Annotated in this window: 20 protein-coding genes; 8 read left to right on the top strand and 12 right to left on the bottom strand. The window is 69.5% G+C overall.

What is annotated here, in order from left to right; translation table 11 throughout:
• Positions 1 to 6 precede the first annotated feature (6 nt).
• The 4 genes from IEZ09_RS24900 (at position 7) to IEZ09_RS24885 (ending at position 2,274) form a co-directional block, all read left to right on the top strand.
• On the top strand, positions 7 to 366 hold the full coding sequence (locus tag IEZ09_RS24900) for an ATP-binding protein (protein ID WP_189256164.1): 360 nt from the start codon (positions 7 to 9) through the stop codon (positions 364 to 366).
• A 16-nt stretch (positions 367 to 382) separates the two neighbouring features.
• The gene (locus IEZ09_RS24895; protein WP_229812924.1) at positions 383 to 1,408 is read left to right on the top strand and encodes a PAS domain-containing sensor histidine kinase; all 1,026 of its coding nucleotides are present in this window, start codon (positions 383 to 385) and stop codon (positions 1,406 to 1,408) included.
• Positions 1,408 to 1,773 carry a response regulator gene (locus IEZ09_RS24890; RefSeq protein WP_189256213.1) on the top strand — a complete coding sequence of 122 codons (366 nt, stop codon included), beginning with the start codon at positions 1,408 to 1,410 and terminating at the stop codon, positions 1,771 to 1,773. The genes IEZ09_RS24895 and IEZ09_RS24890 overlap by 1 nt, the downstream gene beginning before the upstream one ends.
• Before the next feature lie 117 nt (positions 1,774 to 1,890).
• The gene (locus IEZ09_RS24885) at positions 1,891 to 2,274 is read left to right on the top strand and encodes an STAS domain-containing protein (protein WP_189256163.1); all 384 of its coding nucleotides are present in this window, start codon (positions 1,891 to 1,893) and stop codon (positions 2,272 to 2,274) included.
• A gap of 17 nt (positions 2,275 to 2,291) precedes the next feature.
• Here IEZ09_RS24885 and IEZ09_RS24880 read toward each other — a convergent pair whose 3' ends face one another.
• Complete coding sequence (locus IEZ09_RS24880) at positions 2,292 to 3,398, bottom strand: glycosyltransferase (protein WP_229812923.1); 1,107 nt, start codon at positions 3,396 to 3,398, stop codon at positions 2,292 to 2,294.
• A 53-nt stretch (positions 3,399 to 3,451) separates the two neighbouring features.
• Positions 3,452 to 4,531, bottom strand: coding sequence for a glycosyltransferase (locus IEZ09_RS24875; RefSeq protein WP_189256161.1), 1,080 nt, complete (start codon positions 4,529 to 4,531; stop codon positions 3,452 to 3,454).
• 52 nt (positions 4,532 to 4,583) lie between these two features.
• On the opposite strand from IEZ09_RS24875, the gene IEZ09_RS24870 reads away from it, so the two are divergent.
• Positions 4,584 to 5,129, top strand: coding sequence for a hypothetical protein (locus IEZ09_RS24870; protein WP_189256160.1), 546 nt, complete (start codon positions 4,584 to 4,586; stop codon positions 5,127 to 5,129).
• Between the two features lies 1 nt (position 5,130).
• On the opposite strand, the gene IEZ09_RS24865 is transcribed toward IEZ09_RS24870, so the two are convergent.
• The 5 genes from IEZ09_RS24865 to IEZ09_RS24845 all read right to left on the bottom strand — a co-directional run bounded on the left by IEZ09_RS24865 (position 5,131) and on the right by IEZ09_RS24845 (position 11,074).
• Entirely contained in the window at positions 5,131 to 5,652 is a 522-nt protein-coding gene (locus IEZ09_RS24865; RefSeq protein ID WP_189256159.1) for a TetR/AcrR family transcriptional regulator, read from the bottom strand.
• A 59-nt stretch (positions 5,653 to 5,711) separates the two neighbouring features.
• Positions 5,712 to 6,635: a hypothetical protein gene (locus IEZ09_RS24860; RefSeq protein ID WP_189256158.1), complete on the bottom strand. Its 924-nt coding sequence runs from the start codon at positions 6,633 to 6,635 to the stop codon at positions 5,712 to 5,714.
• 142 nt (positions 6,636 to 6,777) lie between these two features.
• A complete protein-coding gene (locus tag IEZ09_RS24855) occupies positions 6,778 to 9,525 on the bottom strand; it encodes a helix-turn-helix transcriptional regulator (protein ID WP_189256157.1) in 2,748 nt (915 codons plus the stop codon).
• 86 nt (positions 9,526 to 9,611) lie between these two features.
• Positions 9,612 to 10,550, bottom strand: coding sequence for an LCP family protein (locus tag IEZ09_RS24850; protein ID WP_189256156.1), 939 nt, complete (start codon positions 10,548 to 10,550; stop codon positions 9,612 to 9,614).
• Positions 10,547 to 11,074: a SigE family RNA polymerase sigma factor gene (locus IEZ09_RS24845; RefSeq protein ID WP_189256155.1), complete on the bottom strand. Its 528-nt coding sequence runs from the start codon at positions 11,072 to 11,074 to the stop codon at positions 10,547 to 10,549. The genes IEZ09_RS24850 and IEZ09_RS24845 overlap by 4 nt, the downstream gene beginning before the upstream one ends.
• A gap of 142 nt (positions 11,075 to 11,216) precedes the next feature.
• Between IEZ09_RS24845 and IEZ09_RS24840 the strand changes: the two genes are divergently transcribed.
• Entirely contained in the window at positions 11,217 to 12,827 is a 1,611-nt protein-coding gene (locus IEZ09_RS24840; RefSeq protein WP_229812921.1) for a PI-PLC domain-containing protein, read from the top strand.
• Here the strand turns inward: IEZ09_RS24840 and IEZ09_RS24830 are convergent.
• Genes IEZ09_RS24830 through IEZ09_RS24820 form a run of 3 tightly spaced genes read right to left on the bottom strand, consistent with a single transcriptional unit; the run spans position 12,824 to position 15,210 of the window.
• On the bottom strand, positions 12,824 to 13,627 hold the full coding sequence (locus tag IEZ09_RS24830; protein WP_189256154.1) for an SAM-dependent methyltransferase: 804 nt from the start codon (positions 13,625 to 13,627) through the stop codon (positions 12,824 to 12,826). The two genes, IEZ09_RS24840 and IEZ09_RS24830, sit on opposite strands and share 4 nt — an antisense overlap.
• A gap of 58 nt (positions 13,628 to 13,685) precedes the next feature.
• Positions 13,686 to 14,732, bottom strand: coding sequence for a tetratricopeptide repeat protein (locus IEZ09_RS24825; protein ID WP_189256153.1), 1,047 nt, complete (start codon positions 14,730 to 14,732; stop codon positions 13,686 to 13,688).
• Entirely contained in the window at positions 14,722 to 15,210 is a 489-nt protein-coding gene (locus tag IEZ09_RS24820; RefSeq protein WP_189256152.1) for an RNA polymerase sigma factor, read from the bottom strand. Before IEZ09_RS24820 ends, IEZ09_RS24825 begins: the two co-directional genes overlap by 11 nt.
• Positions 15,211 to 15,657: 447 nt before the next feature.
• On the opposite strand from IEZ09_RS24820, the gene IEZ09_RS24815 reads away from it, so the two are divergent.
• Entirely contained in the window at positions 15,658 to 21,885 is a 6,228-nt protein-coding gene (locus IEZ09_RS24815; RefSeq protein ID WP_189256151.1) for an SdrD B-like domain-containing protein, read from the top strand.
• A 44-nt stretch (positions 21,886 to 21,929) separates the two neighbouring features.
• Here IEZ09_RS24815 and IEZ09_RS24810 read toward each other — a convergent pair whose 3' ends face one another.
• The gene (locus IEZ09_RS24810; RefSeq protein WP_189256150.1) at positions 21,930 to 25,058 is read right to left on the bottom strand and encodes a TIR domain-containing protein; all 3,129 of its coding nucleotides are present in this window, start codon (positions 25,056 to 25,058) and stop codon (positions 21,930 to 21,932) included.
• Between the two features lie 368 nt (positions 25,059 to 25,426).
• Here IEZ09_RS24810 and IEZ09_RS24805 point away from each other — a divergent pair, with 368 nt between their 5' ends.
• Positions 25,427 to 25,906 carry a DUF4262 domain-containing protein gene (locus IEZ09_RS24805; RefSeq protein ID WP_189256149.1) on the top strand — a complete coding sequence of 160 codons (480 nt, stop codon included), beginning with the start codon at positions 25,427 to 25,429 and terminating at the stop codon, positions 25,904 to 25,906.
• On the opposite strand, the gene IEZ09_RS24800 is transcribed toward IEZ09_RS24805, so the two are convergent.
• On the bottom strand, positions 25,881 to 26,840 hold the full coding sequence (locus IEZ09_RS24800; RefSeq protein ID WP_189256148.1) for a helix-turn-helix transcriptional regulator: 960 nt from the start codon (positions 26,838 to 26,840) through the stop codon (positions 25,881 to 25,883). The two genes, IEZ09_RS24805 and IEZ09_RS24800, sit on opposite strands and share 26 nt — an antisense overlap.
• Between the last annotated feature and the right edge of the window lie 52 nt (positions 26,841 to 26,892).

The raw sequence follows: 26,892 nt of genomic DNA, 5'->3' as shown, positions 1-26,892 counted from the left end.
GCTGGTGTGGCCACGAGTTCACTCACCGAAGCCGTGTTCTCGCTGCCGGAACTCGACCGGCGCGGTGGCGTGGCACTCGCCCGCGACTTCGCCCGCCGCGCCTCGGCCGTCTGCGGCTACCTCGGCTGCCTCGACGACGTGGTGCTCGTGGTCAACGAACTCGCGACGGACGCCGTCTGCCACGGCAGCGGCCGTCCGTTCGTTCGCATCGTCGGTGGCAGGGACCGGCTGCTGGTCGAGATCATCGACACCGCGCTGCCGCGGCTGCGCGGCTGGGGCATGGAGCTCGTCGCCACGCTCGCCAGGAGCTGGGGCGTGACCGTACGCGCTGGTGAGAGAGTCGTCTGGTGTGAGCTGACGGCCTGAGCCCCATGATGAGGCCGTGCACCCCGACGACTGGCGCGAGAGCGACCTCTTCCGCCTGCTCGTGCTGGGCGTGCGCGACTACGGGATCTTCATGCTCGACCCCGGCGGGCACGTCGTGAGCTGGAACGCGGGCGCCGAGCGCATCAAGGGCTACACCGCCGAGGAGATCATCGGGCGGCACTTCTCGACGTTCTACCCGCCGGAGGACGTCCAGGCCGGCAAACCGGAGTGGGAGCTGCGGGTCGCGAAGGCAGAGGGCGCGCTGGAGGACGAGGGCTGGCGGGTGCGCAAGGACGGCACCCGGTTCTGGGCGAACGTGATCATCACCGCGCTCTACGACGACACCGGCGAACTGCGCGGGTTCGGCAAGGTCACCCGCGACATGACCGAACGGCGGCGCGCCGAGCAGCAGCTCACCGACCGGCGCAGGCTGCTCGCACACCTCGTGGAGGCGCAGGAGCAGGAACGGCAGCGCATCGCGTGGGACATCCACGACGACACCATCCAGGCCATGGTCGCGGTCGACATGCGGCTGCAGCACCTCGCCCGCAAGCTCCCCGCCGAGTACCGCGAGACCGTCGAGCAGCTCGACGGTGCGGTGCGGTCCGCGATCAGCAGGCTGCGCAACCTGGTCTTCCGCGTCCGGCCGCCCGGCATCGACCGGCAGGGGCTGCGGGACTCGCTGGCCGGCTACCTCGCCGACACCGCCATGGTCGGAGAGGTGCGCAGCGAGCTCGAACGCGAGCCGGACGACGCCGCCGCCATCACGATCTTCCGGATCTGCCAGGAGGCGCTCACCAACGTCCGCAAGCACGCCAAGGCCTCGTCGGTCGTCGTCACCATGTCCACAGTGGACCGAGGATTCCTGGTCAGGGTGGTGGACGACGGGGTCGGGATCCCCGATCTCGACCCCAACGCCGGCCACTACGGGCTGATCGAGATGCGGGAACGCGCGGAGGGAGCGGGTGGCTGGTGCACGGTCACCGCGCGGGACGGCGGCGGCACCGCGGTCGAGTTCTGGCTCCCGGACGTGCGGCCGTGATGGTCAGGATCCTGATCGCCGACGACGATCCCCTGATCAGGGACGTTCTGCGCGACGTGCTCGACGACGAGCCGGACATGGAGGTCGTTGCGGTCGCGGCGGACGCCCGCGAGGCCGTCGAGCTGGCCGAACGGCACTCGCCCGCGGTGGTAGTGCTGGACATCCGGATGCCGCACGGCGGTGGCTCGCACGCGGCGACCGAGATCCTGCAGCGCGTGCCCGGCACGCGGATTCTGGCGTTCTCCGCATACGACGACGCGGGTGCGGTGGACGAAATGCGCCGCGCGGGCGTCGCCGCCTACCTGGCCAAAGGAGTGCGGAACACCGAACTGGTCGCCGCGGTGCGCAGCCTGGGTGTGCAGTAGGTTGCACACAGCAATAGGTTGTGGTGTGGAAGCAACAGCCGTAACGTCGGAGTCTCAACCGGGTTCAGCAGAGTGCTCGGACCGGTATCTATGTGCTTCGGCCACCGGGGAGTGCTGGTGAACGAAGATCTGTTCAGGGAATCGCCGCTGCTCACCGTGCGTGCCGCAGACGTCACCGGAGCGGTGGTCGTCAGCGTTGAAGGTGAAATCGACGTGGACACGGCGGACGTCGTGCTGGACGCGTTGCGACTCGGCTTCGAGTCCGGCCCCCCAGCGGTCGTCGCCGATCTCACAGAGGTCAGCTTCTTCGGTTCGACCGGCATCTCCACGTTGATCACGGCCCACGAGCTCGCGGACGAGCACTGCAAGGACTTCCACGTCGTTGCACCGCATCGCACGGTCAAAAGACCGTTGCAGGTGACGGGAGTCGCCGACGTCCTGTCACTGCACGACTCGGTGAACGAGGCGTTGTCCGTGCTGAAACCGGTGCCCAGCGAGTAGGCACCGGTTTCCCCGGTTCAGCTCGCGAGTTCGACGAGCCGCGGCACGACCTCGTCCGGGTGCGGCATCGCGGCGATCTCCGCCGCGATGCCGGCGGCGGTGTCCCGCACGGCGGTGTTGCGCAGGAGTTCGCGCGCCGTCTCGTGCAGGGCTTCCCGCGTGAACTGCTCCCCGACGAGCTGCGCGCCGAGCCCGGCGTTCGCGACGATCTCGGCGTTGCGGAACTGGTCGGCGCCCTGCGGCACCACCACCTGCGGCACGCCGTGCGACATCGCGGCCGCCGTCGTGCCGGCACCGCCGTGGTGCACGACGAGATCCGCGTGCGCGAGCAGATCCGCCTGCGGCACCCACGGCAGCACGTGCACGTTGCCCGGCAGGTCAGGCAGCGCGGACGGCTCGACCAGCGGCCCGGTGGCGACCAGCACCTCGGCGTCCACATCGGACAGTCCGGCGACGGCGGTGCGCAGCAGGTCCTCGTTCGCGAAGGCGGTGCCGAAGGTCACGTACACCAGCGGCCTGCCGTGCTCGATCACCCAGCCGGGCAGTTCGCCGGGTTCGGCGAACGGGATCGGCCGCAGCGGAATCCGCCGCACGCCCGACAGGAACGCGAGATCCTGCAAAGACGGCGGGAAGATGTCGATGTAGGGCGCCCCGAGCCCGTAGTGCTGCCCGCCGGGCAAGGTGATGCCGAGCTCGGCGACGAACTCGAGGAGCCGGTCGCGCATGACATCGGGGACCAGCGTGCCGTCGATCTTGCCGAGTCCGTGGCACACGGCTGGAATTCCGGCCTCCAGGGCGACGATGCCCGCGCCGGGGTTGAGGATCTCGAAGACGACCAGGTCGGGTTTGTCCCGCTCCACCACCGGTCGCAGGTCCTCGACGAACCTGCGCGGCAGCACCGAGCCGAAGGCGTGGCCGGCGACCTCCAGCAGCGAGTCGCGGTCGAACTCCGGTGTGCCCTGCGGTCGGCTGACCTGCTGGAAGGCCTCTCCGATGCTGATGCCGGCGTCGATCACGGTGAAACCCAGTTTCCGCACCAGGTCGTGAAATCCCTGGTCGACGGCGTAGCTGATGTCGTGTCCCTGTTCGCGGGCGGCGATCGCGAGCGGGAGCAAGGGGTACATGTGTCCGTGTGAGCCCAAGCTCGAAAAGAGAATGCGCACCTACCCCACACTAGCTATTTCGGTGGGGTCAGGTCCTCCCATTGCCTGGCGATGTCCGAAGGTGCGGGCATCGCCGCGATCTCGTCGCGCACCTCGGCCGCGGCCCGTTGCAGCCCGGAGTCCTCGATCAGCCGCGTCAGCAACTCCGGCGTGACGGCCTTCGGCGTGGCAGCGAGCCCGGCCCCGCGCCTCATGACGGCCTTCGCGTGCGTGGCCCGGTCACCGGGGCCCGGCTCGACGAGCTGCGGCACCCCGGCCGCGAGGGCACCGAGCAACGTGCCAGCGCCGCCGTGGTGCACGATGCCGTCGCAGAACGGCAGCACCCGCGGGATCGGCACCCACCCGACCGTCTTCACGTTGTCCGGCAAGCCTTCCGCCCGCTCCGGCCGCACCAGCACGAACTCGGCGTCGACGTGCTCGGCGGCCTTCACGACGGCCGCCATCATCCTGCCCGCGCCGGGACCGGGCGCGGTGCTGCGGCTGACCAGGATGCGCGGTTTGCCCGCCGGTTCGGCGAGCCACCGCGGCACCTCGCCGTCGCCGCTGTACGCGACGAACCGCATCGGCTGCCCTCCTGGGAACTCTCCGAGACTCCGCGGCGACGTGCGCAGAACCGTTGCGGGAGAACGCACTTCGGCCTTCATCCGCGCGCCCACCGCCCTGGTCAGCTCGAGCCCGTCGAACACCGACACGTCGTGCACGATCGAGGGCACGCCGAGCGCGGATCCGGCGACGGCCAGCGGCTCGTGCACCACGACGTCCGGCTTCCACCGCGCGGCAAGCGCCCGCAGCGGCTCGGTCATGGCGTCCCCGACCGTGCCGAACATCCGGGAGACGAAGTCCAGCCTGCCGCTGCCTTCCATCTCCCTCTTGGCGACCAGCGGGTGCATGACCATGATCCGCAACGCGATCGGTCCGAAGCGGACGTTCGCGGGAACCACGTCCTCGACGGGCAGGCCGGAGTCGCTCACCCGCAGCGCCTCGCCGCCGGTCGCGACCACGACGTCGTGTCCGTTGTCGCGCAGGGCGAGGGCGAGCGGCATCAACGGGAAGACGTGACCGAGCAACGGCGCGGCAACCACGAGAACACGCATAGACCCAGGTTAACCACATGCACGGGGATGCTCCGGCTGTCAGACTCCCGCCATGCCGCGCCGCGACGACACGACCATCACCTGGGCCAGGGTGGAAGTCTCAGCTCCCGCTCTGGACCGGTATCTCGAGCAGCTCGCGGCCACTCACGTCAACGGCGGGTACCTGATCGGCCGCTGGCGCGCGGTCGAGCACCCCGGCACCGTGGTGAGGGTGGACTCCGGCCACCTGCGAAGCTTCTTCGACGACCAGGTGGTCAGGGACGGACTGAGTGAGCTGCGGATCCCGGCTCCGCTCACCGACGCTCTCGGGTTCGAGCCCCAGTGGGCGGGGTCGCTGTGCCTGGACGGCGTTCTGGCGGGGCTGATCGTCACCGGCGGCGCGTACGAGAGGTACAAGGGCCCGGCAGCCGAGGCGAAGGCGCTTGCCGTGGCCGCCGTCGAGGCGTTGACGCAGAACCGGTTCGCGGACTTCCGAGTGGACATCAGCACGGTGGCGTGGACTCCGTGGTTCTACGACATCGCCTGGGACCACACCCTGGTGCTGACCGACTTGGCGAACGCCGAACTGACGGTCCTCTGCATCACCGACACCGACTGACCTACGGCTCGACCAGCCGCCGCACCGCCTCCTCCACGGTCCGCCGCCGCACCACGTGGTCCGAACTGTCCACCGGCGCGTTCGACCACATCGACGCGATGGCGAGCACCAGCACCAACACCTGCTCGGCCGAGAACCGCGTGGACACGAGCCCGGCTGCCTGTGCCTGGCGGATCGCCTCGATCTCGGCGGACCGGCTGATCCGCCCCGGCCGCTCCAGCCGGTGCCAGGTCGCGAGCCTGGCGAACTCCGGGTGCTCGTGCTGCCGGTCGTACAACCGGGCCGCGTACCCCGGCAGGTCCGCGGCGTCGAACTCCACGAAGGCCGCGTCCACCACCTCGGACTGCACGGCGTCGAACAGCTCTTCCTTGCCGGCGAAGTACGTGTAGGCGAGGCCGGCGGAACACCCGGCGATGCGGGCGATGCGTTCCATCCGCGCGCCGGCGATTCCGTAGGCCGCGAACTCCACGAACGCGGCGTCCAGCAACCGGCGGCGGGTCTGCTCGCGATCGCGGCTGGCCATGGTCGTCAGGCTATGGCGAAGGGCCGCACTCCCTGAAGAGCGCGGCCGCAGACCGGTACTCACTTCGCCATGTCGAACCAGTTGAAGCCCTCGACCATCTGCCGGGTGGTGTCGCTGACGTAGCGGGGGCCGGTGAGCTCCCAGCGGTCCACCCACGTGTAGGTGCCCGGCTCCAGCGACTCGTCCTCCGCGGTGTCCTTGTCGTCCGTGGCGGGCGAGTACTGCAGGAAGTGGCGCTTGGTCAGGGTGACGTCGAGCGCCTCGTAGGTGGACTGGGTGTCCAGGTAGCCGTCGTCGCCGTGGTCGCCGGCGCGGCCGGGGTCGGCGAGCTTCAGCTGGATGGTGTTGCCGCCGAACGAGCCGGTGGCGGACACGACGGTGACGATGTGGCCACCGCTGCGCTGCAACGTGTCGTTGAGCGGGCCCTTCTTGTAGCGGCCGTACACGAGCTGCAGCGGGCCCTCGTTGAGCTTGCGGGCGAGGTCGCCGGCGAAGTCGGGGCGGTCGAGCGTGCTGACGACACCGCGGGAGGTCTGCCAGCCGGCGTCGCGGGCGGGCTGGGTGGCCTTGTCCCACGCGGTGCGCAGGTTCGTCAGGTTGGTGCTGCCGTTGTAGCCGGCGTCCGTGCCGATCCGCGAGATCGAGCCGGTGACCGTGCTGTAGTCGACCTGCTTCATCGGGTCGAGGTAGTTGACCTTCACCGGTCCCCAGCCGATCGGCGCGCCTTTCACGTGCGACCAGTAGTGCAGGACGTTGTACAGCGACGCCGGCCCGCAGTACGCGTTGCCGTTCGCGTCGAGGCCGGTGCGGAACTGGTCCACGTCGCTCACGCCGCACTTGCGGACGTTGAAGTCCGGTCCGGTGAGATCGGAGGCGGTCACGCACGGTGCCGGGGCGCCGATGATGTCGGCCGAGGCCATCGGGGCGAAGGCGGTGGCGATCGTGGCGGTCGCGGCGGCGGCGATCAGAGCGTTGCGGATCATGTCGGTGTCCCTCCGAGATCTTGTGCTTCCCTGTGGTGACACAAGATTCGCCGGGGCGGACCCCCAAAGGCATGAGGGGAGAACCCTCAACGTCCAGACGGGAAACTTGGGTGTATCAGGGGCACCCCCACGGCGCTCCGCATCAGGCGAGAACGCGGGCGAGATCCCTGCGACCTGCGATTCCGAGCTTCGTGTAGATCCGGCCGAGGTGGTTCTCGACGGTCTTCGGCGTCACGAACAGCTCCTGCGCGATCTCCCTGTTCGCCCTGCCCGCCGCCGCCAGGTCGGCCACCCGCCGCTCGGACGCCGTCAGCGCCTCCGCACCCACCACGACCTGCCTGCGCGGCCGGTCGCCGAGCGCCTCCAACGCCTCGACGGCCCGCGTCCGCAGCACGGCGGAACCGCACGCGGAAGCCAGGTCGATCGCGCGGTGCAGCTGTTCCCGCGCGTCCGAACGCCGTCGGGCCACCCGGAGCGCCTCGCCGAGGTCGACGAGCGACCGGGCGAGCTCCAGCCGTGACGGCGAGCCCTCCAGCACGGACACCGACTCGGTCAGCAGCTCCAGCCGTGACTCGCTCGTCGCGTGCGCGAGCAACCGCAGAGCCGCGCCGACTTCGGTGGCCGCGCCCCACTTCCGCGCGACACCCAGCTGTTCGGAGGCGAGTTCCGCGGCGGGCTCGCCGAGTTGCAGCAACGCCCGCACGGCCACCCCGCGCCACGGGATCGTCGGCGGATCCACCTGTACGGCGGCCATCGCGTCGCGCTGCCGGTACGCCTCGTCCAGGGCACCGGCCGCGTCGCCACGAGCCAGCGCGATCAGGCCCCGCACCTCGTGCAGCCAGATCGTCGGCATCATCGGGGTGGTGTCAGCGAGGTCGAACGCGTCCACCACCGCCTGAGCGGCGTCGACGTCACCGCGTTCCAGCGCCGCGTAGGCGGCGAAGTGCGTCGAGGTGGCCCTGAGCCCGATCACCTGCGACACCGGGTCTTCCTGGGCGATGGCCGCCAGCGCGCCCTCAGCCTCCGCCTCGACCGCCTGCATGTTGCCGCAGCGCCAGTTCAGGAACTGCGACGCGTTGGTGACCATCGCGAACTCGACGGGCGAGCCGTGCGCGCGCACCTTCAGCCGTGCGCGCTCGATCTCCCGTCGTGCGACATCCACACCGTCCGCGGCCATCAGCGCGAGCAACGCCACCAGCCACGCCACCATCGCGTCCGTGCTGCCGGTCGCGTCGTCGAAGTACGCGCCGTTGGCCAGCGCGCGGGTCGCGATCGCCGCCACCTCGTCGTGCGGCCACACCTCGTAGCGGCCCATCTGGGCGAGGAGGCCGAGCAACGTGCGTTCGTCCGGCGTGCCGCCCGCGAGGTCCGAGTAGGCGCTGAGGTGTGCCGACGCGACCTGCCGCTGATCCGGCAGGAACGAGCGGAACACCGCCAGCCGTGCCTCCAGGTGCAGCCGCGACTCGCCGTCCGGGCGCGCGGCGATGGCCTCGGTCAGCTCCTCGATCGCGGCCGCGGGTCCCTCGATCGCGGCCGTCGCGGACGCTGCCGCCGCCACGAGCTCGGCGTCCGGAAGCCCGGCCGCGGCTGCTTTCAGGTGCCTGTGCGCGTTCACCGCGTCGCCGGTGCGCAGCAACGCCCTGCCCAGCTCGGCTCTCAGCGCGGCGTCGTTCGGACGTTCGTCCACCGCCCGTGCCAGGTGTGCGGCGGCGGTCTGCGCGTCACCGGCGGACAGCAACGTGGCCGCGGCCTTGCGCAGCACGTCGGCGGCGTCCGGGAGTGTCCCTTTGGGAGCGTGGACGAGATGCGCCGCGACTCGGTCGGCCGAGGCGTGGGCTTCCCACAACGTCTTCGCGGCGCGCGCGTGCAGCGAGGCGCGCGCGATCGGCCCGAGACCGTTCAACACCGCTTCGCGCACAACGGGATGCACGAACTCCAGGTGTTCCCCGGTGACGATCACGTTGGCCGCCACGAGCGCCTCGACCGCGGCGGGCAGGTCGTCGACGTCGGCGAGAGCCGCCGCCTGCCACGGATCGGCGTGTGATCCGAGGACCGCGACCGCACCCGCGAGCGCCACGGCGCCCGAGGGCAACCTGCCGAGCGTGGCGCGGAAGACGGTGCTCGGTCCGAGCCCGGCGATCTTCGCGGCCGTCTCCGCGTCGTCCAGCGGCAGTCCGAGGGCCGCGAGCTCGTCGACCAGCACCCCGGACAGGAACGGGTTGCCGCCGCTGGCCGCGTGCAGCGCCTTGATCACCTCGGGGTGGCCGCCCACCAGCTCACCGAGGGCGTCCTCGGTGAGCGGGCGGGGCAGCAGCCGGTCCGCCGCCACGCTGAGCGCCGCGAGTGGCCCGGAGTTGTCCGCGGGCGGACGGGTCGCGACGACCAGCGCGATCGGCAGGTCGGCGATCCGGCGGGACAGGTAGACGAGGAACTGCAGCGACGACAGGTCGGCCCAGTGCGCGTCGTCCACCGTGATCAGCAGCGGGCGGGTGGAGGAGAGGTCCACCGCGACCCACCACAACGAGTGCAACGTGCGAGCCAGCTCGGCTTCGCTCGGGTCGTGCGCCGCGTCGTCGAGGGCCTTGAGCGCCGCCCCCGACGGCCCGGCGAGGATCTTCTCGCGGATCTCGCCGGAGTACCGCGACACCGACCGCTCGACCATCTGCCGGACGACGCCCCACGCCATGGCGCTCTCCAGGGCGTCGCCGACAGCCTGCAGTCGTCCGAAACCACGCTCTTTGGCCAGCTCACGGCATTCGTGCACGAGCCTGGTCTTGCCGATGCCTGCCCTGCCCTCGATGACGACGACGCGACCCTCACCACGGGTGGCTGCGTCGAGAGCTTCACGAATGTGCGCGATCTCGGAGTCACGTTCAAGTGGTTCGCGCACGAATTGATCGTAGCGGCCGTCCGGCGGGCTACATGCTGGTCATCGACACCGCATCCGGGCGACTTGATGCTCCATTGGTGTGAACGTCAGCTGACACACCCCGGCTCGGCCGGTGCGCCACCGCCGAACTGCTTCTCGACGAACTGCTTCGCCTGCGCCTGGTCGACGACGAAGCCGGCACCGGTCGAGGTGATCTCCTCGGGGCCGACGGGCAGCGTCGCTGTCCGGATCTTGACCGGTCCCCGGAACCGCTGAGCGAACTCCAGCACGTCCCAGCCCTGGTCGACGTGGATCGTCCTGCCGATCTCACGGGCGACCGGGAGGGCGTTCTCCTTGGTGATCTTCGCGGCGAGTGCGGTGAGGAATGCCTGGTGCCGCTTGATCCGGTCCAGGTCGCCGTTGCGCAGACCATACCGCTGGCGCAGGAAGGCGAGCGCCTGCTCGCCCTTGACCGTCGACCGGCCCGCGGGTAGGTCGACACCGCTGAACTGGTCCTTCGCCGGCGCGGTCAGGCAGATCTCGACACCGCCGACGGCGTCCGCGACCTTGCCGAGCTCGGACATCTTGACCGCGGCGTAGTGGTCGACCTTCGTGCCGGTCATCTTCTCGACGGCGTCCGTGAGCTTCGCCGGGTCCTCCTGGAACAGGTGGTTGATCTTCTGGCCGCCCGCCCCGCCCGTCCAGACGTCGCGCGGCAGCGACACGGCGCTGACCGACCCGTCGGTCTCGAAGCGCGCGTACACGATCGTGTCGGTGAAGCCGTAGCTGTCGAGGCCCAGGAGCAGCACGTTCTGCGCGGTGACCGTCGCCGGCGGGTTCGTCGCCGGTGAGGCATCGGTCTTCTTGACCGCCGTCGGGATGATGACGGCCGCGGCGGCAGCGGCCGCCGTCAGCGAGGCCACGCCGATGATCAGGCCGAGCGGCTTTCGGCGCTTCTTCGCCTTGTGCAGTTCGGCCAGCACGGTCCGGGAGTCGACACGCTCCTCGGCCTCCGCGGCGATGGCCGAGCGGATCAGGTCGTTCATGAGTGCACCCCCAGGGTGGCGGACCGGGCGAGTTCGTGGGCACGCAACGTCTGCAGTGCGCGAGAGAGTTGGCTGCGCACGGTCGATTCCGTGCAGCCGAGCACCTGAGCGATCTCCGCGTCGGAACAGTCCTCGTAGAACCGCAGCACCAACGCCGCACGTTGCTTGCGCGGCAGCACGGCGATCCGCGCGCGCATGGCCTCGCGTTCGGCGTGTGCGTCAGCCGGATCGGCCATGGACGGCACGTGCTTGGCGAGCTCACCGCGTTCCACGGCGACCTCCCGCGCGGCCTTGCGGCGACGCCACGACAGGTAGTCGTTGGTGACCATGCGCTTCACGTAGAGATAGGGAGCGTCCATCGCTCCGATGCGATCCCACTTGTTCTGCGCCCGTATGAGCACGTCCTGCACGATGTCCTGCGCCAGGTGTTTGTCGCAGGCGATCGCGGTGGCGTACCTCAGCAGCCGGTCGAGCCGCTCAGCGACGAACTGGTCGAACCCCACGCCGCCCCCTTCGTTGTCCATGGTCTGTTACGGCTCGGGAAACCCCCTTGCTGCCGCCATCCGCTGCATCGGCTTTTGTGGTCCAGCCCACAGATGTCTCGGTTCGGACGGATTTCGGTGTGAAGTCTTTTCACGTTCACGTCCATCGGTGAGCCTTCATCCCATGCGCATCATCCCTGCACTCGCGCTGTTGTCGCTGCTGCTCGTCCCCGTCGACGCTGCCGCGGCACCCAACGGCTCGTACTACCTGCAAAGCGCCGTGACCGGCCAGAACGCCGCCGTCTCCGGCACGTCCGTGGTCCAGCACCGCCCCAAGGGCAACGAGGACCACCAGCAGTTCACCTGGAACGGCAGCACGCTCTCCGAGGGCGGCCAGTGCCTCGGCCGCTCCGGCGACACCGCCAGGATGGTCAGCTGTTCCAGCGCGGACGCCCAGTGGACCGCCGTGCTGGACGACCAGGACGGATACCGCTTCAAGGACCCCGGCTCGGACCGCTACCTGATCGCGTCCGGCACCGACCAGGTCCGCGTCGGTACGGGCGACGACAGGTGGTTCCTCACCCCGGTCACCCCGGTCCGGTACCAGCCCCCAGGTGACCCGCGCCTGGACGAGGTGACGTTCCTGACCGCCCACAACGCCTACGCGAACGGCGTCGACGGCGGCTTCACCTTCGGCAACATAGCCCCGAACCAGTCCCGCGGCATCGTGCAGCAGCTGAACGACGGCGTCCGCGGCTTCATGCTCGACATCCACCAGACCGCGGACGGCGCGATCCTCTGCCACAACAGCTGCACGTTCGTCAGCAGGCCCGTGGCGCTCAACGTCGACCTCCAGCGCATCGTCGACTTCCTGAAGTCCCGCCCGACCGAGATCGTGACGGTCTTCCTGGAGGACTACGTCTCAGCCGACGTGCTGCGCTCGGAGCTGGCCCGCGTGAACGGCCTGAGCGACGTCCTGTTCCGCGCCGAGGGCGTGCGCGAGAACGGCTGGCCGAGGTTGTCGCAGCTGAGGGCCAGTGGCAAACGTTTGCTCATCTTCACCGACCACAGCCCGGACGGCCGGGAGAACTCCGGCGTCCTCTACCAGCGCGACTGGACCGTCGAGAACTACTGGTCCATGGGCTCTGGCACCGGCACGTCCGACTGGTCCTGCTACTCGCGCTGGAGCAAGCCCCTCACGGCGGAGGAGCCGAACTTCCGCCCGCTCTTCGTGATGAACCACTTCCGCGACGTCCCGGTGGAGGGCACCGTCGCCACCGACAACTCGAAGGCCGTCAACCGGGCCCAGCGCTTCTGCGAGCCCGCGGCCCGCAAGACCCCGAACTACCTGGCCGTCGACTTCTACCACCTGAACACACCAGTGCTCCCGGCCGAACGCCACCCGTCCGGCGCGGGCTCCGTCGAACTGTCCGCCGCACCAACGCTCTGCCTGGACAACAACGCCGGCGGCACCGCCAACGGCAACCCGGTGCAGATCTGGACGTGCAACAACTCCTACGCCCAGAAGTGGCGCGTCGTCGCCGACGGCACCATCGCCATCTCCGGCAAGTGCCTCGACGTCAACAACAGCGGCACCACCAACGGCACGATCGTCCAGCTCTGGGAGTGCAACGGCACCGGCGCGCAACAGTGGCGCGTGCGGTCCGACGGTTCGGTGCAGAACCCGCAGTCGGGGCTGTGCCTGGACAACCCCGGTGCGTCGACGACTCCGGGTACGCGCCTGAACATCTGGACCTGCAACGGTTCCGCCGCGCAGGCTTGGAGGTTCCGCTAGGGCTTGCGGGCGACGCCCACGTAGACGTCCTCCGGGCCACCCTCTCCGGCCGGGCCGAGTTCCGGGTGCCACTTCGGCGCCGGGACGACGCCCGGCTGGAGGACCTCCATGCCCTCGAACATGGGCTCGAACTCCGCCAGCGAACGGAAGTACATCGGGTCGCGGCTGTGCTTCATGGCCTCGACGACCGCGCCCATCTCCTGCGGCTTGAAGTCGGCCGTGAGGTGCGAGAGCGCGATCAGGCTGCCGGACGGCATGGCGTCGCGGTAGCGCGCCACGACCTCGGCCGGGCCCTTCTCGTCCGAGACGAAGTGCAGCACCGCGACCATGAGCAGGCCGACGGGCCTGGAGAAGTCGATCAGGTCCTTCACCACGGGGTGCGCGAGGACGTCCTGGGGCCGGCACATGTCGGCCTGCACGACGCCCGCGTTCGCGTTGCCCTCCAGCAGGAGCTGGCTGTGGGAGACCGCGACCTCGTCGTAGTCGACGTAGACCACGTGCGCGTCCGGGTTCTCCTGCTGCACGATCTCGTGGACGTTGCCGACCGTCGGGATGCCCGAGCCGAGGTCGAGGAACTGGTCGATGCCCTGCTCCATCATCAGCAGGACCGCGCGGCGCATGAACGAGCGGTTCGAGGCGGCGATGGCGCGGCCGTCGCGCAGGACCTGCAGCACCTTCTCGCCGACCATGCGGTCCGACGCGAAGTTGTGGCCACCTCCCAGCAGGAAGTCGTAGACGCGTGCCGCGCTGGGCACGTCCGTGTTGATTCCAGCGGGCACCCACGAAAAAGGCTCGGCCATGCCGCAGAACCTACCTGTTCGCGCGCACGCGTGTAGCGGCCCGGATCGGGTGAAAACGTCAGCCACGGTGAGCGAAGCGGTGCGCGATGTGCTTCACCAGCGCGGACGCGCCGGCGTCCCGCGCTTCCTCGTCCAGCCAGCGCAGGTGGTCGTCGACGCGGGCCGACCGCAGGTTCGCCGCTGCCGCCACCGCCTCTCCGGTGAGGTCGGCGGCCGCGGCCGGGTCGCCGAGCGCGAGGTGGTTGCGGGCCAACGCGGTCAGCGTGAGCACCCGCGCCCGGACGTGGTCAGCGCCGTACGTGCCGACCTTCGTCGTGAGTGCCGCGATGGCTTGTGGAGGATTGCTCAGTTCTCTGCGGTCGGCCCACGAGTTGTGCGCGGCCACGAAACCCAGCTGGAACGCCTTCAAGGCGTCGTCAGGTGCGTTGTGGTGCAGGAACATCCGGCCCGCGCGGGTCAGCACCGAGGCGATCAGCGCCTCGTTCTCCGCCTGCCGTGCCAACGTCAGCGCCCGCGAGAAGTGCGGCAGCGCGACGCCGGGCATCCCGCTGTCGAACGCGGTCCAGCCCGCCAGTTCGTGCACCTCGGCGACGGCTGTCCACATCTCCTCGGCACCGACGACGATCATCGGTTCAACGGCGTCGAGGTGTGCCAACACCAAGGTGTGGCAGGCAATTCCGCCGTATCGCCGGTCGAGCGCGCGCAACGCCCGTGTGCGCTCCTGCACCTCGGACGGCTCCACGCGGCCTGCGGGTACCGCCGCGGGAACCCAGTCGAAGGTGGGCGCGCCGACCATGGCACGGGCGGCGTGCTCCAGGAACCGTTGCCGTGCCTCGGAATCCTCCTGGATCAGTTCCTCCGCTTCGGGAAATCCGTCCGCCACGGCCGCGTGACACCACCGCGTCGCCTCGGCGTGCTCGCCGAGTGCGAACAGCACCCGTGCCAGCCGCACCGCAGCGTCACCGAGGCGCTGGTCGGCGGCGACGCGGTAGCGCACGGCGGCCTCGCGCAGGTCGCCGGCCCGTTCCGCGGCCTCGCCCAGGCGGTAGAGCCGTTCGACGGCCTCGTCGTGCTCGTGCTGGGCCAGCAACTTCTCAATCCTCATCGGAGCCTCCGAGAATCCGCCGCAGTTCGGCCCGGCCGCGGGTGAGGTGCGTCCGCACGGTCGACTCGCCGACCATGAGCACCGAGGCGATCTCGCTGACCGGGTAGCCGAGCAGGTGGTACAACGCCACGGCCTCGCGGTGCCTGGGGGAGAGCTGCCGCAGTGCCGAGTGCAGCGCCTCGGCCTCGTGCACCTGCTCCAGTGCGTCGGCAACCGGTACCGGGACCAGCGGGGTCTCGTGCTGGTGCCGCTGCTGCCACCGGCGCATCAGCCGGATGGCGACCTTCAGCACCCACGCCTCGGGCTTGTCGTACGCGTGGATGTCGCCCCAACGGTGCTGCGCGATCACCAACGCGTCCTGCGCGATGTCCTCGACCACGCGCGTGTCGCCGTTCAAGGCCGTCAGCGTTCTCGTCACCACCGGCAGGCAGGTGCGGAAGAACTCGGCGAAGCCCTGATCCGGCTCCGGTGTGCTCAACGGCCTTCCCTTCAGCGCTCGCTCGGGGTCTTCACCGCCCTCTGGCGACCTTCACCGGTGACAGGCGCTGAAGCCAGGAAAGGCTGAGTCGAACGCGCAGGTTCACCCGTTCAGAGTCATGGGCCGTGTGGTCAAGCTGTGACGTCCACACACACGAACGACCCGGAAGAGCGAACATCCTCTGTGGACAGTCGCGCACCGCGACGGCCGCGTCTAAACCCGAATCCTCGAACGTGCAGCGGACCTCACCCGGTGAGGTGAGCAGCGTTGGACGGAACGCAACGCCCGAGCGTTTTTCTGCGGCCGATCCAACGAGACAAGTTCACCGAAAAGTGCGACAAGCGATCACGTGTAAGTGGCTGACGGCAGGCGGACCTGCGGAAACGGTGGCATTTTCCAGAGTCCCGCAGTGTGTTCCCCCCGACCCTGCTGCCAAGGAGCGATTTCGTGAAACGTCCGCTCGCCGCCGCGCTCGCCGCGCTGATGGCCGCCTCGTTCGCCGTGGTGATACCGGCAGCGCATGCCGGTCCCGGTGACGGCACGCTGACCGTGAAGGTCATTCGTGACGTCAACGGCAACGGCAACTACGACGCCGCCGTCGAGGTGGGCGTCCAGGGTGCCGCCGTGCTCGTCACCGACCCCGCGGGCAAGACCGCGACCGGGACGACCGACGCGAGCGGAGGTGTGACCGTCGGCCTCGGGGCGGTGAGCGGCGGCAAGTACCGCGTGCAGGTGAGCCCACCGGCGGGCAGCGTGCTGCAGCCGGCTCCCGCCGGCGGCACGCTCGAGAGCAACACGATGTTCGTGGACGTCTCCGGCGGCAAGAACGTCACCGTCACCACGGGCCTGTGGAACCCGGCGGACTACTGCCAGGACAACCCCACCCTGGCGACCGCGTGCCAGCGCGACATCACGACGCGCCAGGACGATCCGGCCTCCCGGTCGCTGGTGACGTTCCCGTGGACCGCGCGCGACACACAAGCGGCGACGCAGATCGCGAGCCAGGGCCAGACCGGCACGGTGTTCGGCCTCGCGTACCGCAAGCAGGACAAGCGCCTCTTCTCCGCGGCGTACGCCAAGCGGCTCGCGAAGTACGGCCCTGGCGGCTCTGGTGCGATCTATGTGACGCCGCAGGGCGGTGGCGCGACGACGCAGTTCACCGTCGTGCCCAACGCGGGCAACACCGCGCACGCGATGGGCACCAACTTCGACGGCCCGTTCTTCGGCGTGCCCGGCAAGCAGTCGCTCGGTGACATCGACATCTCCGAGGACGGCACCGAGCTCTACGTCGTGAACATGGGCGACAAGAAGCTCTACGTCTACGACGCCACGCAGGCGACGGCGGCCGCGCCCAAGGCCTCGTACGCCATTCCCGCCGGTGCTTGCCCGAACGCCGATGACTGGCGGCCGGGTGCCCTCGGCATGCGTGACGGCACGGTTTGGGTCGGTGGCGTCTGCTCCGGCCAATCCACGAAGAAGACCAGTGACCTGCGTGCGGTCGTGTACCCGTTCAAGGCGGGTGCGTTCGGTGCGGCTGCCGTGAACAAGACGCTGGATTTCAAGCGCGGGTTCGCGATGGCCGGCAAGGAGGGCAGCCAGTTCTGGCACCCGTGGGAGGACACCTGGGACCCGGACTCGAAGCCGAACTCCGGCGCGCAGTTCGACCCGAAGTCGCGGAACATCACCTGGCCGATGCCAATGCTGACCGACATCGGCGTGGAGACCAACGGCGACCTGGTCCTCGCCTTCCGCGACCGGTTCGGTGACCAGACCGGCCAGCAGACGCCGGCGCCGGACGGCAGCGACCCCGGTACGACGTGGAACGTGATCATCGGTGGTGACCTCAACCGGGCCTGCAAGGCCGGCTCCACCTTCGTCTGGGAGGGCACCGGCAGCTGCCCGAACAACCGTCCTGCTGATCCGAACGGCGGCGGCGAGGCCGACGACGTGATCGAGTACTACCCCGGTGAGTACTACGACAACCCCGCGAACAACCAGACCTACCACCAGGAGACGTCGCTCGGGGCGATCGCACTCGTGCCGGGCGAGGACCGCATGCCCGGCAACGTGATGGACCCGCTCGCCGTCCGCAGCGGCGGCACCGGCTGGTTCGACCGCAAGACCGGTCAGATGCAGACCGACAACCGCTCGCAGTCGTACCAGATCACCAGCGCCGACACCGAGGGCTGGGGCAAGGCGAACGGCCTGGCCGACCTCGAAGCGTTGTGCGACCTCGCGCCGGTGCAGCTGGGCAACCGCGTCTGGTTCGACACCGATGGCGACGGTGTGCAGGACGGTGACGAGCCCGCGGTTCCCGGTGTCAAGGTGACCGCGACGCCGTGTGCCGGTGGCGCGTCGCTCGGCACCAAGGTGACGAACGCCAAGGGCGAGTACTACTTCGGCGCCGCGGACGGCCTGAAGCCGGAGACCTGCTACAACCTGACGTTCGACCGCAGTGCGGTGAACGCGGGCGGGCTGCCGAACGCACCGGACGCGGCGAGTCTCAAGTGGACGATCAAGGAGGCGGGACCGGACCGCGTCATCGACTCCAACGTGGACGCCGCGGGCAAGACCCAGGTGACCACGGGCAAGGCGGGCACCGCGGACCACACGATCGACGCGGGCATCACCGCGAAGGTCACCAACAGGCTCGGCGACTTCGTCTGGGTCGACACCAACCGCAACGGCCTGCAGGACGCGGGAGAGCCGGGCGTCCAGGGCGTCACGGTTGTGCTGAAGAAGGGCGACGGCACGCCGGTCGGCACGCCGAAGCAGACGGACGCGCAGGGCAAGTACCTGTTCGACCAGCTGGAAGACGGCGTCTACAAGGTCTGCTTCGACCTGTCGACGTTGCCCGCCCAGTACGCGGGCTACACCTTCACCGGCAAGGACGCGGGCGACGACACCAAGGACTCGGACGCGGACGCCGCCGACGGCTGCACCGCGACGACGACGCTGGGTGCCGCCAAGCGCGAGGACCTGACGCTCGACGCGGGTCTGGTGCCGCCGAACAACAAGCTCGGCGACCTCGTCTGGAAGGACACCAACCGCAACGGCCTGCAGGACGGCGACGAGCCGGGCGTGCCGGGCGTGACGGTGACGCTGAAGGACGGCACCGGCGCGACGGTGGGCACGCCGAAGCAGACCGGCGCGGACGGCAAGTACCTGTTCGACCAGCTGCCCAACGGTACGTACCAGGTGTGCTTCGACCTCTCGACCGCTCCTGCCGAGTACGCGGGCTACCTGCTCACGCGTCTCAACGCGGGCGCGGACGACGCGAAGGACTCCGACGCCGACCCGGCGACGAAGTGCACGCACACCACGACGCTGGGCCCCGACAAGCGCGAGGACCTCACGCTGGACGCGGGCATCCGGCCGCCGAACAAGCTCGGCGACTTCGTGTGGATCGACACCAACAAGAACGGTCAACAGGACGACGGCGAACCGCCGGTGCCCGGTGTGACCGTGAAGGCCGGTGACCAGACCACGAAGACCGACGCGCAGGGCAAGTACGTCTTCGACAAGCTTCCGGACGGCCAGTACACCGTCTGCTTCGACAAGACGACCCTGCCGCAGCAGTACGCGGACTACATCCCGACGACGCCGAACGCCGGTTCCGACGACGCGAAGGACTCCGACGCGGCCGTCGACACGTGGTGTGCTCCGCCGACGAAGCTCGACGTGGACAAGCCCGAGGACCTCACGATCGACCTCGGTCTGATCCCGCCGGTCAACCGTCTCGGTGACTACGTGTGGGTCGATGTCAACTCCGACGGCTTGCAGGACGCCACCGACATCCCCGTCGAGGGCGTGACGGCGAAGCTGAGCACCGGCGCGACGACGAAGACCGACGCGCAGGGCAAGTACGTCTTCGACGACCTGGCGGACGGCACCTACAAGGTGTGCTTCGACCTCGCGAACCTGCCTGCCGCGGTGAAGGACTACAAGGTCACCACGCAGAACGCGGGCTCCGACGACGCGAAGGACTCCGACGCGGGTGCGGACGGCTGCACGGCGGAAACCACGCTGGGCACCGGAAAGCGGGTGGACCTGACGCTCGACCTGGGTCTGGTCTCGCCGCCGAACAAGCTCGGCGACTACGTCTGGGTCGACGCCAACCGCAACGGCGTCCAGGACAACGGCGAGGCGCCTGTCCCCGGCGTGACGGTCAAGGTCGGCGACAAGACCACGACCACGAACGACCAGGGCAAGTACCTGTTCGACGACCTGCCCGACGGCACCTACACGGTGTGCTTCGACATCAAGAACATGCCGGCGCCGTACCAGTCCTATTTGGTCACTCGACCCGACGCGGGCGGGGATGACGCGAAGGACTCCGACGCCGGTGCGGACGGCTGCACGCCGCCGACGTCACTGGGTGCCGCCAAGCGCGAGGACCTCACGCTGGACCTCGGCATCAGGCCGCCGAACAAGCTCGGTGACACGGTCTGGAAGGACACGAACTCCAACGGTGTCCAGGACCCGGACGAGCCCGGTGTCCCCGGTGTGACCGTCAAGGTGGGCGACAAGACCACGACGACGAACGACCAGGGCCGCTACGAGTTCCCGAACCTGCCCGACGGCACGTACACGGTGTGCTTCGACATCGCGAACCTGCCTGACGCGGTGAAGGACTACGTGCCGACGACGCCGAACGCCGGTGGCGACGACGCGAAGGACTCCGACGCCGACGTGTCGACCGGGTGCACGCCGCCCACGACGCTGAACGTGGACAAGCCGGAGGACCCGACGCTCGACCTGGGTCTGATCTCGCCGGTGAACCGTCTCGGTGACTACGTGTGGGTCGACGTGAACTCCGACGGCCTGCAGGACGCGACCGACGTTCCGGTCGAGGGCGTGACGGTGAAGCTCAACACCGGTGCGACCACGAAGACGGACGCGCAGGGCAAGTACCTGTTCGACAACCTGGCCGACGGCAAGTACACGGTGTGCTTCGACATCGCGAACCTGCCGGACGCGGTGAAGGACTACAAGGTCACCAAGCAGAACGCGGGTGGCGACGACGCGAAGGACTCGGACGCCGATCCGGCCACGGGTTGTGTCGCGGAGACGACGCTGGGCGTGGGCAAGCGCGTCGACCTGACCCTGGACATGGGTCTCGTCGCACCGCCGAACAAGCTCGGCGACCTGGTGTGGCGGGACGACAACAAGAACGGCGTTCAGGACGACGGCGAACCCGGCGTTCCCGACGTGCCGGTGAAGTTGTCCAACGGCGCGACCACGAAGACGGACGCGCAGGGCAAGTACCTGTTCGACAACCTGCCGGACGGCAAGTACACGGTGTGCTTCGGCCCGATGCCGGACGCGGTGAAGGACTTCTTCTACACCAAGCCGAATGCGGGCTCGGACGACGCGAAGGACTCCGACGCGAACGTGGACACCGGTTGCACCCCTGAGGTGACGCTGGGCGTCGGCAAGCGTGAGGACCTCACCGTCGACGCAGGCATCCACGCGCCGATCAACCTGCTCGGCGACTTCGTGTGGATCGACGCGAACAAGAACGGTCTGCAGGACGAGGGCGAGAAGCCCGTGGCCGACGTGACCGTGAAGCTGAACACCGGTGCCACCACGAAGACCGACCAGTACGGCATCTACCTGTTCCGGGATCTGGCCGACGGCGAGTACAAGGTGTGCTTCGACGTCGCGAACCTGCCGGCCGCGGTGAAGGACCACACCCTCACCAAGGTCAACGCCGGTGACGACGCGAAGGACTCCGACGCCGATCCGGCGACGGGCTGCACGCTGCCGGTGGTCCTCGGGGTGGGCAAGCGCAAGAACCTGACGCTGGACGCGGGCCTGGTCGCACCGCCGAACCGCATCGGCGACCTCGTGTGGTCCGACACCAACCGCAACGGCGTGCAGGATCCGGGCGAGCCGGGTGTTCCCGGTGTGCCGGTCAAGCTGGTCGACTCGAACGGCAAACCCGTCGGGGACCCGGTGAAGACCGACAAGAACGGGAAGTACGAGTTCCCGAACATCCCGGACGGCACCTACAAGGTCTGCTTCGAGATGAACGCGTTGCCGGGTGAGTACGCCGGATACGTCGCGACCAAGCCGAACGTGGGCGACGACGCGAAGGACTCCGACGTCGACCCCGCGACCGGGTGCACGCCGCCGGTGACGGTCGGCGTGGGCAAGCGGGACAACCCGACCCTGGACCTGGGTCTGGTGCCGCCGACCAACCGCGTCGGTGACTTCGTCTGGTACGACAACAACTCCAACGGGCTGCAGGACGCCGGCGAACCCGGCGTGCCGGACCTGCCGGTGTTCCTGCAGGACGGCACCGGCAAGCCCGTGGCGCAGACCAAGACGGACAAGGACGGCAAGTACCTGTTCACCGATCTGGTCGACGGTGAGTACAAGGTCTGCTTCAACGCCGATCCGCAAACCGGTCTGGTCGCTGGTCGCCAGCTGACCAAGCCGCACGTCGGTGACGACGGCAAGGACTCCGACGCCGACCCGGCGTCCGGATGCACCCACGTCGTCAAGCTGGGCAAGGACAAGCGCGTCGATCTGACCCTCGACGCGGGTCTGCTGCCCAAGCCGCCGTTGGCCGCAACGGGTGCCGCGGTGTGGGCTCTGCTCGGTTCCGGTCTGGCCCTGCTGCTCGGTGGCGCGTTCATGACCCTGATCGCGCGCCGGCGCAGGTCCTGAGAAGCACCCTGCCCCCGGGAGTTCGTCTCCCGGGGGCAGGGGCACTACGGCAGGAGATGGCGGAACGCGGCGACCAGCAGCATGCGCTGCTGGTCGACGTCCAGTCCTTCGTCCAGTTCGTCGTCCGGACGGAACTCCTTGTTGTTGTAGGGGCCGCGCGGGCCGAACGACTCGACGCGGACCGCGAGGTCGACGAGGTCGGACGTCAGCTCCACAGTGGACTGGTCGTCGGGGATGGGTTCGTTCTGCTGGAACAGCTCGTAGGAGAACCGCATCCCGATCGCGCCGTCGAACGTGGCCTGTTCGGCCGGCAGCCGCAACGCCTGGAACACCGTCCGGTACAGCTCCGCTCCGGTCAGGTGCAACGGGGTCATGACGACGTGCGTGACGCCGAGGTCGTGGCTGCGCACCGAGATCGCGACGGTCGGACCGTCCGGCGTCGGCGGCACCGGTTGCGGGAAGACGGGAAGCTCCGACCTGCGGTCCGCGCGCCACGTCGCGACCAGCCGGTCGGCGGCCTCCACGAGGTCGATGTGCTTGCGCGGTGAGAGGAGGGGAGGCAGCGGTTCCTCGTCGAGCCGCACGATGAACAGAAAGGCGCGGCGGCGGGTCATCTCGAGGTTGAACGCCGCGGTCCACTCCGCGGTGACCCACTCGCGTTGCGGGGTGTTCGCCGACCACAGCAGCACGTAGTAGTCGGACGTGGCCAGCGCGTCGTTGATGGCGCCGACGACGTTGGTGCCGGGCGCTAGCTCGTTCTCGTCGAGATAGGCGTTGATGTTGCGCGCCTCCAGGTCGGCACGCAGCTGCTCGGCGTGCGGGCGGTCCTTGCCGGCGAACGACAGGAACACCTCGGGGCGGGTTTCGAGCGGCACGGGTTCTCCGTTCTTCCTGAGTCTTCTGCGCAGTGGGCCCGCCTTGGTCTGGATGCCCGCGTCGCCGTGCAGCGACCAGCACGCCCAGTCCGCCGGATGGCGGTCGGCCACCTCTCGCAACGCGTGCTGCAGCGCGCGGTCGCGGGGCATCCTGGCCAGGTTCCGGTCGAACGCGTCGAGCACCTGCCGCGCCGCCTCGTCCTCGGCCTGCCAGCGGGCGGCCACGACCGCGGCGGCACCCGCGGCGATCGTCGAGCGGACGAAGCCGGTCTTCTCGTCTCGTCCCCGTTGCTGGGCCACGCCGGACTCGCAGGCACCGAGTACCACCGTGCCGCACGCGCTGAAGTCCATGTTTCCCAACGCTTCCGCGGACACCCTCTCGGTGCCGAACGTCAGCCAGGACTGGTCGGGGTTCACGCGGTTGTACTTGCCGTGGGCGTCGATGCGGATGCGTTGGAACCGGTGTTCTTCCAGAACGCGTTCGAGTTCCCCGGCCGTGGAGAACTGCTCGCCCCGCGTCGTGGCCCTGCGGAGTCGCGGGTCCGGGCTGAAGATCGCCGTGTCGTCGCCCCGCTGCCCGCGGGAGCGGCGGTGCAGCACCGGCAGGGCCGACAGGCACGGCAGGCTGGACAGGGCGTGCGTGAGGCCGAGGCGGAGGCCGGTGCCGGGCACGGGCAGGCCTGCCAGCGGGACGTCCGCCAGGACGTCGCCTGCCACGACGGCGATCCTCGTGATCTTCCGCGGCAGGGCTCTGATCACGTCTTCCAGCGCGATCAGGTTCGTCAGCTCGGCGAGCAGGCTGCCGAGGATCGCCGGGTCGTACCTCGGTTTCCACGCCTTGAGCCTGCGGATCGTCTCGGCCAGCTCGCTGACGTGGACGTCGATGGCGACGTGCGTGATGCTGCGGCCGATGAGCACGTGGTGCAGCTGCTCCGGGGTGGCGTGCATCATCCACACCACCTGGTCGCGCGGCAGGTGTTTGATCGTCCTGCGCAGCCAGCGTTGTGCCGCGCGCAGGTCGGTGAACCTCGGCAGGTCGCGGGATTCGGCCAGGATCGTGGCGCCTCTGGCTGCCTCGACGGCGACCGCGAGGCCCGCCAGGGCTTTCCGGCCGTCGCGCTGGACACGGCGGACCGCGGCCAGGACGCGGCCGTCGTGTTCGTCCGGCGCCGCGCGCAGCATCCGCAGCCTGATGCCGGGGCTGTCCTGGTGGTCGGCGATGTCCTCTTCGACGTGGTGGGATTCGTTCCAGCACTTCGCCGCCCGGTCTTCGTCCCCTGCGTCCGCGTACGTGTCGCCGAGTTTGCGCAGTGCCAGCGCCTTGAGCTCGGCGTGACCGGTGCGAGCGGCCTGCTGGAAGTGCCGGGCCGCCTCGTCGAGCCTGCCGCCCGCGTAGGCGAGCTCGGCCGCGGTGAGGTGCCAGAGCGCCGAGGTTCCCTGTCCCAGCAGACCTTCCGCCTCGGTCAGCTCGTCTTCGGCGATGAGGCGGCGGACGTGGTGGAGGTGGCGTTCCTGGCTGAGCGTCCTGGTCGCGTCGGGCAGCTTCGAGAGCACCTCAGGACCGGCCGCGGCCACCAGCAACGGGAAGAGTCGGCGGGCCGCACCGGCCTGCCTGGTCAGGACGAGCAGGACGGTGAGCTCGTAGAGGACGGCGAACCGCAGCGCGGGCTCGATCTCGTAGCCGGTGACGCACTTCGTCATCAGCGCCAGTGCTTCCTCGTAGCGGAGGTCGCGTCGCAGAGCCGTTGCCCGCCTCAGGTACTCGGCGGGGGTGCGCGGAGTCCGCTCGTCGGTCGTGGAGACGCGGCTGCCTCTGCGCACGTCGAGGAGAAGCCTGTCGTTGCCGATCGCTTCCAGGAACTCGGTGCGTTCCGCGCGCCGGAAGTGACGTTCGGCCGCGTCCAGTTCGCTTTCCGCGGTGGGGTAATCGCCGCGGTCGGCGGCGGCCAGCGCGGCGACCCTCGCCAGCACCGCCTGCTGCAGTTCGGTGAGGTCTCGCCTGCGCAGCGCCCGCACGTCCTGCGCTGCCTCGGCGTGCTCGGTCGCGGCACTGCGGATCTGGGCGCGGAGGACTCTCAGGCCGGTGTCGTCCGTCGTTAGGTACTCGTCGCAGCGCTGGGCCGCTTTGCCGATCGCGCCGAGGTCGAGCAGGGTGGCGCAGTGGTCGTGGGCGACGATCCGGGTGATCTTGGCGGCTTCGGTGTAGGCGTGGTCGACCCCGTGCACGTCACCACGGCGGGCGGCGGCCTGCGCGGCCCTGATCGCGTCGGCGAGGGGTGTGCCGGGTTCGACGTCCATCAGTCACCGCAGCCCTTCGCGTTGTCGTCCTGCGGGCAGATCAGGACGATCCGCGCGGCCGGGCCGTTGTTCCTTGCCCGCGGTCACTTCTCCGACCGTGATGACGCTGTTGCACCGCAACGTCATCGGGGCGAAGCACGGTCGCAATGCCCGCAGCCGCAATGATTGCGACTGCGGCCAACGCGATCAGAAGCGTTCGTTTGCGCATGCACGATCCTCCGTGCGTCGCAGACTAACGAGCCAGACGGCCGACAGATCGTTTGTCCACTTTCTGTCCACGAACTGCCCAAACGATCTTGTCGGTGCTCCTCGGCACACTGGACGAGACACGACCTCCCCCGCTCACTCCAACCCCGAGGAGACCCCTGATGTGCTGGGACTGCGACCATCCCGCCAGCCGCATGGACGAACACCTGGCCACCCTGCGCCGCTGCATCGACGCACGCGGCTGGGCCGTGCAGGTGGTGGAACGCGACCGCGCCCACCCGCCCTGGGCCTACACCGTGGGCCTGACCCTGCGCGGCCTGCCTGAGCTCGTCGTCACGGGCATGCCCGTCCTGGAGGCGGGCCGCCTCCTCGACGACACGGCCGAGCACCTGGCCCACAGCTGCGTCCCGTCGCCTGGCCGGCGCTTCGCCCTGGAAGGCGGCCCGTTGCTGGAGGTGGTCCGCGTGGCCCGCCCGTGGGCGCACCTGCTGGTGTCCGCCCGGCTGTTCGGCGAGGGCATCGAGGCGCTGCAGCTCGTCCACGCCGACGAGTCCGGCAACTGGCCGTGGGACAGCTCCTACCAAGGCGTGCTCGGCGGTCAGCCGGTCCTGGGCGTCAGGGCGAGTCCACCGAGCGGGTGATCCGCTCACCCAGCACGCGCAGGTGGTCCACCAGCTCCGGCGGCTCGTGGACGGTGAAGTCACACCCCAGCGAGGTCAGGCGGAACGCGAGGTAGTCGATCGTGTCCTCGACGCTGTGCCAGACGCACGAGCCGTCGTCGAGGGCTGACAGGTCGCCGGCGAAGTCCGCCAGCCGAGCCCGTGCCAGGTCCACGGGCAGCCGCAGAGTCGCGCGCGCCCGGTAGGTGGGCGCCGACTCGTACATCTTCTGCGTCACGTACTCCGTCGCGTCCCCGCCGGGCGCGTCCCGTGCCGCGAACCGCGCCCCGGTGCCCACCGCGTCGGAGATGCGGTCCATCCGGAAGATCCGCCAGTCGTCCCGTTCCACGTCGAAGGCGAGGAGGTACCAGCGCCGGCCGAGCGCGACCAACTGAACAGGCTCGACGTGCCGCTTCGACACCACCCCGTCGTTCGACACGTACGCGAACCGCACCCGTTCCCGAGCGTGCACCGCCCCGGCGATCACCGTGAGCTGTGCCGGGTCGACCAGCGAGGCGAACGAGGCCGCAGCCGACGCGGTGGCCGACGTCAGCGACGACACCCGCCGCGCGAGCCGTGGCGGCAACACCTGCTGCAGCTTCGCCAGCGCCCGCAACGACGCCTCGGCGATACCCGCCACGGGTTGCCGGGCAGCCGTCCGCAGCCCGACCGCGATGGCGACGGCCTCCTCGTCGTCGAGCAGCAATGGCGGCATGGCCTTGCCCGCGACCAGCCGATACCCGCCGAGCACCCCCATCGTGGCCTCGACGGGATACCCGAGCTCGCGCAGCCGGTCGATGTCCCGCCGCACGGTCCGCGGCGTCACGTCGAGCCGCTCGGCCAGCTCACTGCCTGGCCACTCCCGCGGCGTCTGCAACAGCGACAGCAGGCGCAACAACCGGGCCGCATCACTCATGCCCGCAAAGCTAGTGCCGCACAGCCGATCTTCGCGGTGTCTTCGCCGCTGC

The sequence above is a fragment of the Lentzea flava genome, assembly GCF_014648475.1.
GTDB classification, from domain to species: domain Bacteria; phylum Actinomycetota; class Actinomycetes; order Mycobacteriales; family Pseudonocardiaceae; genus Lentzea; species Lentzea flava.
This window is presented reverse-complemented; position numbering and strand designations above follow the sequence as displayed.